Origin of the sequence: Argonema antarcticum A004/B2, from assembly GCF_023333585.1 — a bacterium.
Taxonomy (GTDB): domain Bacteria; phylum Cyanobacteriota; class Cyanobacteriia; order Cyanobacteriales; family Aerosakkonemataceae; genus Argonema; species Argonema antarcticum.
On record NZ_JAIQZN010000025.1, the window covers coordinates 48,888 to 62,507 of the forward strand.

Annotated in this window: 17 protein-coding genes; 6 read left to right on the forward strand and 11 right to left on the reverse strand. The window is 45.0% G+C overall.

Translation table 11 applies throughout. The features are described 5' to 3' along the window. Positions 1 to 13: 13 nt before the first annotated feature. On the forward strand, positions 14 to 775 hold the full coding sequence (locus LAY57_RS13205; RefSeq protein ID WP_249067242.1) for an SIMPL domain-containing protein: 762 nt from the start codon (positions 14 to 16) through the stop codon (positions 773 to 775). A gap of 127 nt (positions 776 to 902) precedes the next feature. Here LAY57_RS13205 and LAY57_RS13210 read toward each other — a convergent pair whose 3' ends face one another. Further along, positions 903 to 1,268 carry a single-stranded DNA-binding protein gene (locus tag LAY57_RS13210; protein WP_249067243.1) on the reverse strand — a complete coding sequence of 122 codons (366 nt, stop codon included), beginning with the start codon at positions 1,266 to 1,268 and terminating at the stop codon, positions 903 to 905. Positions 1,269 to 1,504: 236 nt separating this feature from the next. On the opposite strand from LAY57_RS13210, the gene LAY57_RS13215 reads away from it, so the two are divergent. The 5 genes from LAY57_RS13215 to LAY57_RS13235 all read left to right on the forward strand — a co-directional run bounded on the left by LAY57_RS13215 (position 1,505) and on the right by LAY57_RS13235 (position 6,219). Beyond that, complete coding sequence (locus tag LAY57_RS13215; RefSeq protein ID WP_249067275.1) at positions 1,505 to 2,512, forward strand: rod shape-determining protein; 1,008 nt, start codon at positions 1,505 to 1,507, stop codon at positions 2,510 to 2,512. 95 nt (positions 2,513 to 2,607) lie between these two features. After that, complete coding sequence (gene mreC / locus LAY57_RS13220; protein ID WP_249067244.1) at positions 2,608 to 3,348, forward strand: rod shape-determining protein MreC; 741 nt, start codon at positions 2,608 to 2,610, stop codon at positions 3,346 to 3,348. 190 nt (positions 3,349 to 3,538) lie between these two features. Next, positions 3,539 to 4,123 carry a rod shape-determining protein MreD gene (mreD, locus tag LAY57_RS13225; RefSeq protein ID WP_249067245.1) on the forward strand — a complete coding sequence of 195 codons (585 nt, stop codon included), beginning with the start codon at positions 3,539 to 3,541 and terminating at the stop codon, positions 4,121 to 4,123. Positions 4,124 to 4,326: 203 nt separating this feature from the next. Further along, a complete protein-coding gene (ribD, locus tag LAY57_RS13230) occupies positions 4,327 to 5,424 on the forward strand; it encodes a bifunctional diaminohydroxyphosphoribosylaminopyrimidine deaminase/5-amino-6-(5-phosphoribosylamino)uracil reductase RibD (protein WP_249067246.1) in 1,098 nt (365 codons plus the stop codon). Between the two features lie 180 nt (positions 5,425 to 5,604). Further along, positions 5,605 to 6,219: a hypothetical protein gene (locus LAY57_RS13235; protein WP_249067247.1), complete on the forward strand. Its 615-nt coding sequence runs from the start codon at positions 5,605 to 5,607 to the stop codon at positions 6,217 to 6,219. Between the two features lie 41 nt (positions 6,220 to 6,260). Here LAY57_RS13235 and LAY57_RS13240 read toward each other — a convergent pair whose 3' ends face one another. From LAY57_RS13240 to LAY57_RS13285, 10 genes are all read right to left on the reverse strand, one after another. After that, the gene (locus tag LAY57_RS13240) at positions 6,261 to 7,001 is read right to left on the reverse strand and encodes an amino acid ABC transporter ATP-binding protein (RefSeq protein WP_249067248.1); all 741 of its coding nucleotides are present in this window, start codon (positions 6,999 to 7,001) and stop codon (positions 6,261 to 6,263) included. Between the two features lie 187 nt (positions 7,002 to 7,188). Next, on the reverse strand, positions 7,189 to 8,241 hold the full coding sequence (locus tag LAY57_RS13245; protein WP_249067249.1) for an amino acid ABC transporter permease: 1,053 nt from the start codon (positions 8,239 to 8,241) through the stop codon (positions 7,189 to 7,191). A 15-nt stretch (positions 8,242 to 8,256) separates the two neighbouring features. After that, positions 8,257 to 9,201 (reverse strand): amino acid ABC transporter permease, encoded by a 945-nt coding sequence (locus LAY57_RS13250; RefSeq protein ID WP_249067250.1) that lies wholly within the window; start codon positions 9,199 to 9,201, stop codon positions 8,257 to 8,259. Positions 9,202 to 9,225: 24 nt separating this feature from the next. Continuing rightward, positions 9,226 to 10,266, reverse strand: coding sequence for an amino acid ABC transporter substrate-binding protein (locus LAY57_RS13255; RefSeq protein WP_249067251.1), 1,041 nt, complete (start codon positions 10,264 to 10,266; stop codon positions 9,226 to 9,228). 138 nt (positions 10,267 to 10,404) lie between these two features. Continuing rightward, positions 10,405 to 10,638, reverse strand: a complete 234-nt coding sequence (locus tag LAY57_RS13260) for a hypothetical protein (protein WP_249067252.1) — start codon at positions 10,636 to 10,638, stop codon at positions 10,405 to 10,407. A gap of 134 nt (positions 10,639 to 10,772) precedes the next feature. Next, positions 10,773 to 11,009: a CHAT domain-containing protein gene (locus LAY57_RS13265; protein WP_338022405.1), complete on the reverse strand. Its 237-nt coding sequence runs from the start codon at positions 11,007 to 11,009 to the stop codon at positions 10,773 to 10,775. A gap of 84 nt (positions 11,010 to 11,093) precedes the next feature. Continuing rightward, positions 11,094 to 11,243, reverse strand: a complete 150-nt coding sequence (locus LAY57_RS13270; protein ID WP_249067253.1) for a hypothetical protein — start codon at positions 11,241 to 11,243, stop codon at positions 11,094 to 11,096. A 60-nt stretch (positions 11,244 to 11,303) separates the two neighbouring features. Further along, on the reverse strand, positions 11,304 to 11,891 hold the full coding sequence (locus LAY57_RS13275) for a Uma2 family endonuclease (RefSeq protein WP_249067254.1): 588 nt from the start codon (positions 11,889 to 11,891) through the stop codon (positions 11,304 to 11,306). A 40-nt stretch (positions 11,892 to 11,931) separates the two neighbouring features. Beyond that, on the reverse strand, positions 11,932 to 12,564 hold the full coding sequence (locus tag LAY57_RS13280; protein WP_249067255.1) for a Uma2 family endonuclease: 633 nt from the start codon (positions 12,562 to 12,564) through the stop codon (positions 11,932 to 11,934). A 153-nt stretch (positions 12,565 to 12,717) separates the two neighbouring features. Beyond that, entirely contained in the window at positions 12,718 to 13,350 is a 633-nt protein-coding gene (locus tag LAY57_RS13285) for a Uma2 family endonuclease (RefSeq protein WP_249067256.1), read from the reverse strand. Between the last annotated feature and the right edge of the window lie 270 nt (positions 13,351 to 13,620).

Sequence of the window (13,620 nt, forward strand, 5' to 3'; positions counted from 1 at the left end):
GGAAAGGTAATTTATGAAAAGAAGCTTTTTAGTCGAGCTAATTTTGAATTCACCTAAACGTAATTGGTCAAAAACTCTGCATCTATGCTTAGCTGTGCTAAATCTGACGTTAATTAGTCCGGTTTTGGCGCAAGAGCAAAGTCAGACACAAGGGATGCTCTTACGAACCATCACGGTTACGGGTCGGGATGTGGAAATGATTCCTACAACTATAACACAAGTGCAGTTGGGCGTAGAGGTTCAGGGTAAAACAGCAGTTCAAGTGCAGCAGGAAGCGGCAAGACGGTCATCTGCGGTGGTGGAACTGCTGCGATCGCGTAATGTCGAAAAATTGCAAACCACAGGCATCCAGCTAAATCCCAACTATAGCTACGAAAACAACGTACAGCGCCTCACGGGATACACCGCCACCAATACCGTTAGCTTTCGCATTGATACCCAGCGAGTCGGCAATCTCCTAGACGAAGCCGTGCAAGCGGGCGCAACAAGGATTGACGGCATTAGTTTTGTGGCTTCAGATAACGCTCTAGCCGCTGCCCAACAACAAGCTTTGCGGTCAGCCACTCAGGACGCCCAAAAACAAGCTGATGCCGTTTTAAGCGCCCTGAATTTGACTAAACGGGAAGTCGTCAGCATTCAAGTTAATGGAGCCTTCGCGCCCCCGCCAAGACCGCTCCTTCGAGCCGAGGCAAAGCTGGATGCACAGCCGTCTACACCAGTCGTGGGTGGCGAGCAGCAGGTAGAAGCATCCGTTACCTTACAAATTCGGTATTGACATAGGGGCTAGGGAAGTCAAAAGTCAAAAGTCAAAAGTCAAAAGAAAATAGGGGTTCTTGCGAGGGACTAGGGGCTAGGGGACAAAAATGTCCCGATGCAAGGTTGGTAGTGCTAGAGGCAGCAGTTTAGAACTCCTCTTGTCTGTAGTTATCTACTTGACTGGTGTTAGTATCTTGTTTGGAACCCAGTAGATCGAGCCGATCGACCCTGATCACGGGCTTGGAACGATTTACTCCCGTAGCGCGGTCTTGCCAATAGTCAAACTTTAAAGAACCGCTCACACCAATCAAACTACCCTTGCGAACATAATTAGCAGCGACTTCTGCCGTTTTGCCCCAAATTTCCAAATTAAACCAATCTGGCTCATCACTGTTACGACTTTGACGATTCACAGCTAGCGTTAAGTTACAAACCACCTTGCCTGACTCGAAATACTTGACTTCAGGGTCACGCCCTGCACGGCCTACCAAGTTAACAACATTGAGAGTCATAATTATTTACCAGTACAGCTGTACTCTTTTTTCCTTTGATCTACTTTAGCGAAATTGAGGCTAGGATAAGGATTTCGATCGCGCTGGCTACAATAAATTATCCTGCTGGACTAGACGCCGGATAGAAAACGTAATAGAATCCAGCACGGTTAGGTTACATTCGTACACAAAAGCATCTCACTTTGGGGGCCAAGAAGCGCGTGGGTTTTTTCAATCGCTTTTCTTTATCTCGCGACATGGGTATCGACCTCGGTACCGCGAACACACTGGTTTATGTATCCGGTAAAGGGATTGTTCTCCAAGAACCTTCAGTGGTAGCCATCGACAAAGACACAATGGAGCCATTGGCAGTCGGAGAAGAAGCAAAAAAAATGCTGGGCCGCTGTCCCGGTAACGTGATTGCCGTCCGCCCGCTGCGGGATGGTGTCATTGCCGATTTTGATACCGCAGAGCTAATGCTCAAGCATTTTATTCGGCGGGTAAATGAAGGGAAAACCTTAGTTCATCCCCGAATTGTGATCGGCATTCCCAGCGGTGTCACCGGAGTAGAACGACGGGCAGTTATGGAAGCAGCCCTTCAAGCAGGTGCTAGAGATGTCCGGTTGATTGACGAGCCAGTAGCAGCAGCCATAGGAGCTGGACTACCTGTAGCAGAACCTACAGGCAATATGATTATTGACATCGGCGGCGGTACAACTGAAGTTGCTGTTTTGAGTTTGCAGGGTACGGTGATCAGCGAATCGGTGCGCGTCGCTGGGGATGAGCTGAATGAATCGATCACTCAGTACATGAAAAAAGTTCATAACTTGGTGGTTGGGGAACGAACGGCTGAGGAAATTAAGATTCAGATTGGCTCAGCTTACCCAACAAATGCCGATGAAGATTACATCATGGAAGTCAGAGGTTTGCACCTGCTTTCTGGTCTACCGCGAACAGTTACGATCAAAGGGCCAGAAATCCGCGAAAGTATGTCGGAGCCTTTGGCTGTGATTGTTGATGCTGTCAAACGCACTCTGGAGCGGACTCCTCCAGAACTCGCCGCAGATATCATCGATCGCGGCATCATGCTAGCAGGAGGTGGTGCTTTACTTAAAGGTCTGGATACGCTGATCAGCCACGAAACTGGAATAGTGGTGCATATAGCAGCAGATCCGTTAAGTTGCGTCGTGTTGGGAACAGGACGGGTGTTAGAAAATATTAGCCAGCTCGATCGTGTATTCAGCGGTCGCTCTCGGAATCTATAGTTTTCAATCCCAATCTCCAATTTAGAAGCCAGAATTCAGATTTAATTCTGAGTCCTGATATTTGACTGCTGACTTTTATTGCATAAATAGGTTGAATGTATACGCTACGTCGTTGGTGGGATCGCAATTGGTTACAATTCTCCCTGCTTGGTCTGGTCATCGGTACTGCCTGGATTGCTAAGCAAACTCAAAGTGCCGCAATCTTTGAAGTCTACCAGTTGGTGACTCGTCCTTTCCAATCTAATCCACCCAAACAAGAGGTTATGGCCGATGCTAAGACATTAGAACTGCAAACACGCTTAGAGGAAGTACAAAGTCAAAATAAAAAACTACGCGAACTATTGGGATATGTATCCGCCAATCAAACCAAGGGGATTGTAGCTCCAGTTGTGGGTAGAAGTGCGGATCACTGGTGGCAACAGGTTACCTTGGGTCGAGGCAGTAAAGCCGGAATAAAAGAAGGCTATATTGTTACAGCGACTGGTGGTTTGGTAGGCCGGGTTATTAGCGTTACTCCACATACCAGCCGCGTGTTATTAATTAGCGATGCCAGCAGTCGGGTTGGTATTACGATCAGCCGCAGTCGTTATATGGGTGTAATGCGGGGTATGTCAAGTGATAAAGCCACGATCCAGTTCTTTGAAAGAGTTCCAGATGTCCGCAAAGGAGATGCGATCGCTACGTCATCAGTCAGCGAGCTTTTTCCCTCCGGCTTGCCATTAGGTCGTGTGGAGTCACTGAATCTCAGCCAAAGCCCTGCTCCTGAAGCTGTGATAGTACTTTCAGCGCCTACAAGTTACTTGGAGTGGGTTGTTGTATATCCAGGTAACTTGTAGGTGCGATCGATTTATTCATCAGGGGCGCTACAGAAAAAAGAAGGCTCTTCCGTCTTTACAATGCTATTTGAACAGAGTCGCAGAGGCATAAAAATGTTATTTGTTTTAAGAAAAGCATAACAACTCCCAAAGAGCCATAGGTTGCTGCACGACACTGATATACACGGATGTACTGATATAGCAATAACCAATGACCAATTACCGATCTTCACTCAAAAGACCTCATCCTTTAATAAATGTCTCTAATTGGCATCAGAATACCCGTAAAATTGCCAATGCGATCGTGATATTTTGCTCTGTGATGTTGTGTTTGCTAAGCTTGCCCACGCGGTTACCCGGAATGGAATTGTTGGGCTTGGGGCCGAATTGGTTGTTGATTTGGGTGGTTGCTTGGAGTGTCAAGCGCAGTGCTTTTTCAGGCGCGATCGCAGGTTTGACTTTGGGGCTGATTCAAGATGGTATGACTGCACCATATCCTACTCATGCAATCAGTCTGGCTTGCGTGGGAATTTTGACCGCTTTTATGAAAAAACAACGGTATGTAGAAGAAGATTTTATTTCGGTAGCTTTAATTGTATTCGGAATGGCGCTCGTGGCGGAAACGCTATTAGCCCTTCAGTTTATGACTATGGGCGATCGCAATTTAGCTGAAATTTGGACAGATAATCAGCGAATCGCGCTCACTTCTGCTATCATAAGCAGTCTTTGGGCTCCCGTGGTTTACTATCCGCTCAATCGTTGGTGGGAAAAAATAAACTTGCTAGATCAGTCGTAGAATGGCTCTTTCGTATTTACTATGCTATTTGGGGAGGGAGCAGAGGGGAGGGGGTAAGAGGGGCAGAGAGGCAGAGAAATAAAAATGTTATTTTTTTGAACAAAAGCATCACAACTCTGAAAGAGTCATTAACAATCAATTTGAAATCTACAATTCTTCAATCTTCCCTTTCCTAATGACCAATGACTAATGACTAATGACTAATGACTAATGACGATTTAATGATGCTAAGGTGTCTGGAACTAGCCCGCGTAGCTTTAGGACGGACTGCGCCCAATCCCCTCGTCGGTTCGGTAATTGTCCGAGAAGGTGAGATTGTTGGAGAAGGTTATCATCCCGGTGCGGGTCATCCTCATGCCGAAATCTTTGCGCTTAGGCAAGCGGGCGAACTGGCTAGGGGTGCGACTCTCTACGTTAACCTAGAGCCTTGCAACCACTACGGACGGACGCCTCCCTGTACGTCCGCATTGATAGCAGCTGGGGTGACTAAGGTGGTTGTGGGTACGATCGATCCCGATCCGCGAGTTTCTGGAAGTGGGATCGATCGTTTGATAGAGGCTGGAATTGATGTGGTGGTGGGAGTGGAAGCAGATGCCTGTCGTCAATTAAATGAAGCTTTTATACATCGGGTTCTGTATCGGCGTCCGTTTGGAATTTTAAAATACGCGATGACCTTGGATGGTAAAATTGCCACGACCAGTGGTGACAGCGTTTGGATCACTGACAAAAATGCTCGTATTCTGGTACATAAACTGCGATCGGCTTGCGATGCTGTGATTGTCGGTGGCAATACAGTTCGGCGGGACAACCCTCACTTAACCAGTCATCAAGCAGAGGCTCATAATCCTTTGCGAGTGGTGATGAGTCGGACGCTAAATCTACCAGAGTCAGCTTATTTATGGCAGACTTCAGATGCTCCAACTCTAGTCTTGACTGAAAAAGGAGCTAATCCAGATTTTCAACAACTGCTGCTAAAACGGGGTGTGATGGTGGTAGAACTGGAGCATCTGACACCTGCTAACGCCCTGGCATACTTGTATGAGCAGGGGTTGCTTTCTGTGTTGTGGGAATGTGGAGGTACTTTGGCTGCACGTGCTCTAGCAGAAGGAACTGTACAAAAAATATTGGCTTTTATTGCCCCCAAAATCGTTGGCGGGGCTACAGCGCCAACGCCTGTGGGAGATCTAGGATTTACTAAGATGAGCGAAGCACTGACCTTAGAACGAGTCACCTGGCAAACTATAGGCCAAGATTTCTTAATCGAGGGTTATTTACCCGCACAGATGTGGGCTAGGGACTAGGGAAGAGGGAATTTTGGATTTTGGATTTTGGATTTTGGATTGACCCCCTTCTTCCCCTTCTTCCCCTAGTCCCTAGCCCCTAGCCCCTAGCCCCTCTTCCCTAGCCCCTATGACAAGTTCCCGGATTGAAAATGCCAATCCAGGTAGGAAGTGCAATAGACTAACAACAGCACAAAAAAAATGCTAGAAATTACTTTTTTAAGCCTATTTGTCGGCAGTCTCGGTCTCCAGGCAACAGCCATAGGGGGATGGATGCGCTGGTATCAAGCGGCGGTTGTGGTAGAAGACGAACAGGAGGAAGAGATTTTGACCCGTTATGAATCCAAGTTAAATGCCGAGGCGGAAGCACCTCCACAACCAAACGGTTCTGCTCAAGGGTTAGCCCGCGAATTGCGTTTGGCAGGCTGGGAATTTAAAATTGTACGTTCCAACCGGGATCTATTTCGCGACCCCGTTGTTTTTCAGCGTTTGTGCGATGAAGAGGGGGAAGCTGGCTGGATTTTATTGGAAAAACTGGATGACAGACGGGTGCGATTTAAGCGACCTGTGGCATTGCGGGATCTGATTAAACCAGAACGCCTGAAGTTTGACCCTTATAGGTGTCACTACGGTTCGTCGTCAAAGCCGCTGATGTGGCTGGGTGGTATAGCATCTCTGACAATGATCGTTGTCTCCGCTTACCTGGGCTATGCCCTGGTGGCAACCACACTGAAACAGTCGCCTGGGGGTTTGCCAACGACGCTTCAAGAACCGCTAACACCAGAGGGGACACCAGAACCGTCACCGCAAGATTAGTTTATTTTTAGTTGTTAGTTTTCTAAAGTAATGATAAATAACTACAAAATCTGAGATAAAAACTGGCGGGTGCGCTCTGACTGGGGACGCTGGAAAAATTCGTCTGGCGTCCCTGACTCGACAATTAAGCCGCTATCCATCAAAATTACTCGTGAGGCTACTTCACGAGCAAAGCTAACTTCGTGGGAGACGACAACCATCGTCATGCCTTCTTGGGCCAACTGTAGCATTACGTCTAGCACTTCTCGCACCATTTCTGGATCTAGGGCGGAGGTGGGTTCGTCGAAGAGCATGATTTTGGGTTGCATGGCTAAGGCGCGTGCGATCGCAACTCGTTGCTGCTGTCCCCCAGATAACTGACCTGGATATTTCTGTGCTTGTTCTAAAATTCCGACTCGTTCCAATAGCTGCATCGCTGTTTCTTCTGCTTTTGCTTTCGATCGCTTCCGCACCCAGATTGGCGCTAAAGTGATGTTTTGCAGCACTGTTAAGTGAGGGAATAAGTTAAACTGCTGAAATACCATCCCCACCTCTCGCCGAATCGCTTCAATGTTGCGGAGGTCGTGACCCAGAGTAATGCCGTCAATTTCAATTTTTCCCTTTTGATATTCTTCTAAGGCGTTGAAGGTGCGGATAAAAGTGGATTTGCCAGAACCCGATGGCCCCATAATTACCAGTACTTCCCCTCGGTTGACAGTGAGGCTGACACCGCGAAGAACGTGGAATTTACCATACCACTTGTGAACATCTTGGGCGATGACGATCGGTTTTTGTTCCTGCATTCGCTTCCTCAATTCCCTAAGTTCTCACTTTTCTCCGATTGTTTTACCCATCGGTCACCTAAAAAATTCCTGTTCTTATTCTTATCTGTGTTCATCTGTGTTCATCCGTCTTCATCTGTGGTAAAAATTTAACCCACGATGAAAACAGATAATTTAAGGATATCACTCTAACGATAATTGCCATAACTTAAGTTTTACCCACATCTAACTCTTTTTCCAAACCCCTACTAGCCAGCGACATCGAATAACAAAACACCCAATAAATCAATCCTACAAATAAATAAACTTCGGCATAGCGACCGAGAAATTGCGGCTGTGCCAAAATAGAACGGGAGATACCAGTTAACTCCACCAGCGCAAAAAGCGAAAGCAGCGAAGTATCTTTAAATAACCCAATAAACTGGCCGACAATTGCCGGAATAACAGCACGTAACGCCTGCGGTAACACGATGAACAATAATATTAACAGAGTGTTGAATCCCAGCGATCGGGCCGCCTCCACCTGTCCTCTTGGCACGGCTTGCAGTCCGCCGCGCACGTTCTCTGCCATGTATGCGGCGCTGAAAAGCACAAGCCCTGCGATCGCACGCAGCACCCGATCCAACCTGATTTCTGATGGCAAAACCAAAGGTAACATCACCTGTGCCATAAACAGAATTCCAATTAACGGCAATCCCCGGATAATTTCAATGTAGAGAATGGAAAACCAACGTACTACTGGCAGCGTACTTTGTCTTCCTAAAGCTAACAATATTCCGAGAGGAAAAGATAGACCAATACTAATTATCGTCGTAAAAATTGTTAACAGCAAACCGTTCCATAGGTTTGTTGACACAGGCGTTAAACCAGAACCGCCTCCAATCAACCAGCAAATGATGGCGAAAACTATCACCCATATCCAAGGTAGCCAACGATTTAATTTGCTGGGTAATTTGTGAGCGATCGCAGCCCAAGATAACCCAGCCATAATTGCTAAAATGCCGAATACTATCCAAATTCGCCATGATTGACTAACGGGATATCGACCTACTAAAAACAGCCGGAAGTTAGCTTGAACAACTGCCCATTTTGCATTTGTAAAAGCCCAACTTAAGAAGTTTCTAAGAATTTGATAAAATATCCAGAAGCAACCTATTGTGAGTAAGCTGTTGTACCAGGTATTAAATAGATTCTTACGCAGCCAACCCAAGGGACTGAGGCGGACAGCAGAAGGAACGTTGTCAATTTCGGGTTGATTCATATTAAATAGATTTAATTATCGTTCTTTTAATTGGACAGATTTGTTAAAGAGATTCATAACTAGGGAAATAATCAGGCTAATTGTCAGATATATTGTCATAATTAATAACATCACTTCTACTGCCCTACCAGTTTGATTAAAGGTGGTTGAAGCTACTAAATAAATATCTGGGTAGCCGATCGCAACTGCCAAACTAGAATTCTTTGCTAAATTAAGATATTGACTTGTCAGCGGTGGAATAATCACTCGCAAAGCTTGGGGAAAAATGACCAATCGCATCGCTAATCCGGGTTTCAAACCAAGAGATGCAGCCGCCTCCCACTGTCCTCGCGACACCGATTGAATCCCACCCCGGACAATTTCGGCAATGAATGCACCCGTGTAAAGTGTTATGCCTATTAACAATGTCGAAAACTCTGGAGAGAACTGTATTCCAGGTAGTTCTAAACCATTTTGGCTCAAACGGATAAATCCAAGCACCGAAATCGGGTTTTCCACTTTTGGCAAAGTTAGAAAAACCGCAAAATACCAAAACAGCAGTTGCAGAAGTAATGGTGTGTTGCGGAATATTTCGACGTAAACTAGAGCTAGTTTCCGCACTAACCAATTATCGGAAAGTCGGGCGATTCCGGCGGTAATTCCGACTATAGTTGTGAGGATAATTCCGACAACCATCACTCGCAGGGAATTAACCAATCCTACTAACAAAGCACGACTGTAAGTATCGGAAGGTGCGTAAGAAATTAGAGTTTCGCCAATATCAAAAGCTGCCTGGGAGTTGAGAAAGCCAAAACCGGGCTGAATGCCTAGTTGTTGCAAGTTGCGGTTGAGGTTTCCCCAAAGTATAGCGACAACAATTGCGGCAATCAATACAGCCAAGAATTGACCGGCGAAACGCCAAAACCGAACATCACGCCAGAGGTTCAATTTTGGATTATTAGGCTGCTGGTTATTACTCATAATCGCAACTTTTCAATCTAAAAATCATCGAAAAGGAGGAGAATATTGCAGTCCACCTTTTGTCCAGAGGTTGTTTTGACCGCGTGGTAGGTTGAAGGGTGTTTTTGGGCCAAGGTAGCGATCGTAAATTTCGCCGTAGTTACCCACATTTTTAATAATCCGCACCGCGAAGTCATTCGGCAAGCCCAATCCTTCGCCTAAATTTCCTTCTTTGCCTAGAAATCGCGTCACTTCTGGGTCTTTGCTATTGGCAAACTGAGCTATATTTTTGGAATTAATGCCCAGTTCTTCGGCATTGATGAGGGTGTAAATACTCCACTTGACGACATCGAACCATTTGGAGTCGCCATTGGCAACTGCTGGTGCTAGAGGTTCTTTGGACAGTACCGCATCAAGAATTAGATGGTTTTGGGGTTGTGGTAGAGTGGTGCGGCGGGAGAGTAGCTGGGAACGATCGGATGTGACCCCTTGACAGCGACCTTCTGCATAGGTGGCGAAGGTGGTATTAATGTCTTCAAAAACAACAGGTTTGTAGGGAATGCCTAATTTTCGCATCTGGTCGCCCAGGTTTTGCTCGTTAGTGGTGCCTGTTTGGGTGCAGATGGCTTTGCCTTTGAGGTCTGTTAAACTTTTAATCCCGCTATCTTTTTTGACCATGATCGCTTGACCGTCGTAAAACATGACGGGGGCAAACTCCAGACCTACTGAGGTATCGCGGCTGAGTGTCCAGCTGGTATTGCGGCTAAGTATATCTACTTCGCCTGTCTGGACGGCGGTAAACCGTTCTTTGGCGTTGAGGTTGCGGAATTCTACGGCGTCTGGGTTATTGAATATAGCAGATGCGATCGCACGGCAAACATCCACATCCAGTCCAGCATATTTGCCGTCCGAACTGACAAAACTAAATCCCGGTAATTCTCCACTCACACCGCAGATCAGCTTGCCGCGACTTTTAACCGTATCCAACCTACTCGTGGCCGGAGTTGAGCTAGGCGGCCCACCACAGGCTACCAGCGAAAATAGTACGGGTAAAGTTGTAAGTAGTACTAAACACCATTTACGCATAAATTCCTGCGAACATTCTCCTTTAGGAGCGTAGCAGAATCAACGGCGAACGTGGATATTGCGACTTGTTGCCTCAAGCCTTTTATTTGCGTTATAAATTATACCGATACCAACAAGTATGGGGCAGCTTGTCTGAGACTAATTGGTTTCTTGCCAGGTAGACTGGCGTTCTAGAGCCAGATCGCGGATTAGGGTCAATTTGGAGTTGAGGTAGTCATTCAAGAGATTGGTTTCGTGATGGTCGAGCGATCGCTGGTTTTTCAGCTGCTTGAGCAACCACTGCACCAGCGTCGCATCGTCCAGCTTTAACAGGATTTGGGCTTGGGTGGTTTCAATTACAGACCACAGTTGACGCAGCATTGTGGGAGTCATACAGACCTCTTCTTAATTATTGCTTCATATTTCAAGATACCCAACCTTGTTCATACCAGACATTGATGCACACAAGATGACACAAGAATTACAAAATGCTTAATAAACCGACCAATAACTTGACGCAGATGAGATTATCTCCATTCGCCCCGCACCACGAAAGCGGCCCAGTAATAGGGTGCTTCCCATTGTTCTGTTTGCATCATTCCTAATTGTGCCGCCCTCATGGCGGCTACGGGATTTAACCCTTTTTCGAGGATTTGCTGGTAAAATCTCTTCATCAGCTCTGATGTACCGGCATCGTTGACACTCCACAAACTTACCGCTACATCTTTCGCACCTGCATACATAAAGCCTCTTGTCAAGCCTATTAATCCTGAACGAAAGACTCAACATTAAAGTTCGATTGCGTATTTGAAGGCGAAACCCAGTTCCCCAATTACTTAGAGCAATGATTATGTAGTATACTCAGCACGGTCTACTTCGGCTTCGCTCAGTAGCCGACAGACCGAGCTTTTTTTATCCCTGTAGGGGCGTTCGCGTAGCGTGCCGGAGGCATTAGCATTCCGTCCAAGATCTTTGGTTTCAACCAACAAATTATTCACGGAATGCTTCGCCCATTTATGCCCGTGCGAAGTATAATAACAGTCAACCTAACAGCCGCTTCACTTTCGTGCTTGTAGCACTTGCATTGCACTTAAGTTCAATTCTGGGAAAATCTGAGAAATAATGCGTTCTTCATCTCGGAATGAGACAGCATCATAGAATCCTTCGGATAGACAACATACTATTACTACCTCATCTATTGGATCGATAATCCAATATTCGGAAATATTCAATACCGCATATTCAGAACGTTTGCTACGATAATCGGTAGTTTTGGTTGATTCGCTGACTACTTCTACTACTAGGATGGGTGGAGGTTCGTCTAGTTCAATTATGGCTTCTCGATTAGCAAGTGCTTCCCACTGCTCGATCGGCAATACGGTAACATCAGGTATTCTAGATGTGTCCCAACGTCCTCCACGAGGCGATCGCACGCCAATCCGCATATCTTTTGAAGTCCAAGGATTCGCCTCTTTCTTAGCTTCATCCTTGAAACAGTCGTTTACGAATTCTATAATTCCGCCATGTTTACCAGTTCCAAGACTCATCGGAATCAACTCTCCATTTACTAATTCATACTTGGTGTCAGTGCCATCGTTGTACTTGATATAATCTGCAAACGTCAGCTTCTTGGTTGTTATGACCATTGCGATCGCCTCCTACTTTTCTAATCTTAACTTTACCTAATTATTGCCCAATTTTAAATATTTGTTTCGCCATCAAATTCAATTCTGGAAATATTGCCGATTCAATTTGTTCGTTATCTCTAAATTGCCTAACCATATACTCTCCATCAACCATTTGATAAACTGAAATTGTTGGCTGTTTCGGATTACCAATGTAACGCCTACCACCCAAACCCAAATAATCAACAATCCAATATTCGGGAATTCCCATTTTTTCATATTCACCTAATTTCATCAAATAATCATCTTGCCAATTAGTACTCACCACTTCAATCACTAATCGCGCTGATTCACCCTTGGTAATTAAAGATCTTTTCTTCCACAGTGGTTCATTTTCTAGCGCCTTTTCATCCAAAATAATCACATCTGGAATATAGCATGACTTATCCGAATCGCTAGGTTTCACTACACATTGCCTAGCAACAAAATAAGGAAGTGCTAGCCGTTCAATTTCGATTCCCTGTTTGAGTGCGAGAAATGATGTTACCCGTTCGTGCGTTCCTGTTGGTTGCATTTCAATAATTTCTCCATTATGTAGTTCAAAACGACCGTAGCCATCTGGATACCAATCCAGAAACTCATCGAGAGTCATCAGTTTTGTGTCTGTTTCGATTGTGACAAGTTCTTGAGACATATTAAATTGTTCGCGCTTTTAATAACTTTTGTTATTATATCACTAATTTCTCGTTTCTAGTGTTTCTCGTTCCCAGGTTCCACCTGGGAATGATTATTGGTTGTTACGACCATTGCGATCGCCTCCTATTTTCTAATCTTAATTTTTACCTAATTATTGCCCAATTTTAAATATTTGTTCCGCCATCAAATTCAATTCTGGAAATATTGCCGATTCAATTTGTTCGTTATCTCTAAATTGCCTAACCATATACTCTCCATCAACCATTTGATAAACTGAAATTGTTGGCTGTTTCGGATTACCAATGTAACGCCTACCACCCAAACCCAAATAATCAACAATCCAATATTCGGGAATTCCCATTTTTTCATATTCACCTAATTTCATCAAATAATCATCTTGCCAATTAGTACTCACCACTTCAATCACTAATCGCGCTGATTCACCTTTAGTAATTAAAGATCGTTTCTTCCACAGTGGTTCATTTTCTAGCGCCTTTTCATCCAAAATAATCACATCTGGAATATAGCATGACTTATCGGAATCAATAGGTTTCACTACACATTGCCTAGCAACGAAATAAGGAAGTTTTAATCGCCGAATTTCAATTAATGACTCAGCCGCTAATTCTGATGTTACCCGTTCGTGCGTTCCTGTTGGTTGCATTTCAATAATTTCTCCATTATGTAGTTCAAAACGACCATAGCCATCTGGATACCAATCCAGAAACTCATCGATAGTCATCAGTTTTGTGTCGGTTTCGATTGTGACGAGTTCTTGAGTCATATTAAATTATTCGCGCTTTTGATAATTTTTGTTATCCCTATTGTATCACTAATTTTGGAAAAGCTAAAGACAGGGTACTAACGCAAGTTGCGGCGTTATATAATTCAGGCTGAAATTAGGTACGTTGTTGCACTTTAGCGCTCTTATCTGAGTTATAGTAAGAGCGCTAAAGCGCAACAACATACCTTTAGGTAATCCACTAACAACTTAAGTTACTATTCTACTTTTCTCAACAAATACCCAACTTGCACAACTCCCTGCACTATGCCA

What these genes read in the sequence shown, in the direction of transcription:
- LAY57_RS13205 (WP_249067242.1), top strand. Translation starts at nt 14, where the DNA reads ATGAAAAGAAGCTTTTTAGTCGAGCTAATTTTGAATTCACCTAAACGT.
- LAY57_RS13210 (WP_249067243.1), bottom strand. Translation starts at nt 1,268, where the DNA reads ATGACTCTCAATGTTGTTAACTTGGTAGGCCGTGCAGGGCGTGACCCT.
- LAY57_RS13215 (WP_249067275.1), top strand. Translation starts at nt 1,505, where the DNA reads ATGGGTATCGACCTCGGTACCGCGAACACACTGGTTTATGTATCCGGT.
- mreC (WP_249067244.1), top strand. Translation starts at nt 2,608, where the DNA reads ATGTATACGCTACGTCGTTGGTGGGATCGCAATTGGTTACAATTCTCC.
- mreD (WP_249067245.1), top strand. Translation starts at nt 3,539, where the DNA reads ATGACCAATTACCGATCTTCACTCAAAAGACCTCATCCTTTAATAAAT.
- ribD (WP_249067246.1), top strand. Translation starts at nt 4,327, where the DNA reads ATGACTAATGACGATTTAATGATGCTAAGGTGTCTGGAACTAGCCCGC.
- LAY57_RS13235 (WP_249067247.1), top strand. Translation starts at nt 5,605, where the DNA reads ATGCTAGAAATTACTTTTTTAAGCCTATTTGTCGGCAGTCTCGGTCTC.
- LAY57_RS13240 (WP_249067248.1), bottom strand. Translation starts at nt 7,001, where the DNA reads ATGCAGGAACAAAAACCGATCGTCATCGCCCAAGATGTTCACAAGTGG.
- LAY57_RS13245 (WP_249067249.1), bottom strand. Translation starts at nt 8,241, where the DNA reads ATGAATCAACCCGAAATTGACAACGTTCCTTCTGCTGTCCGCCTCAGT.
- LAY57_RS13250 (WP_249067250.1), bottom strand. Translation starts at nt 9,201, where the DNA reads ATGAGTAATAACCAGCAGCCTAATAATCCAAAATTGAACCTCTGGCGT.
- LAY57_RS13255 (WP_249067251.1), bottom strand. Translation starts at nt 10,266, where the DNA reads ATGCGTAAATGGTGTTTAGTACTACTTACAACTTTACCCGTACTATTT.
- LAY57_RS13260 (WP_249067252.1), bottom strand. Translation starts at nt 10,638, where the DNA reads ATGACTCCCACAATGCTGCGTCAACTGTGGTCTGTAATTGAAACCACC.
- LAY57_RS13275 (WP_249067254.1), bottom strand. Translation starts at nt 11,891, where the DNA reads ATGGTCATAACAACCAAGAAGCTGACGTTTGCAGATTATATCAAGTAC.
- LAY57_RS13280 (WP_249067255.1), bottom strand. Translation starts at nt 12,564, where the DNA reads ATGTCTCAAGAACTTGTCACAATCGAAACAGACACAAAACTGATGACT.
- LAY57_RS13285 (WP_249067256.1), bottom strand. Translation starts at nt 13,350, where the DNA reads ATGACTCAAGAACTCGTCACAATCGAAACCGACACAAAACTGATGACT.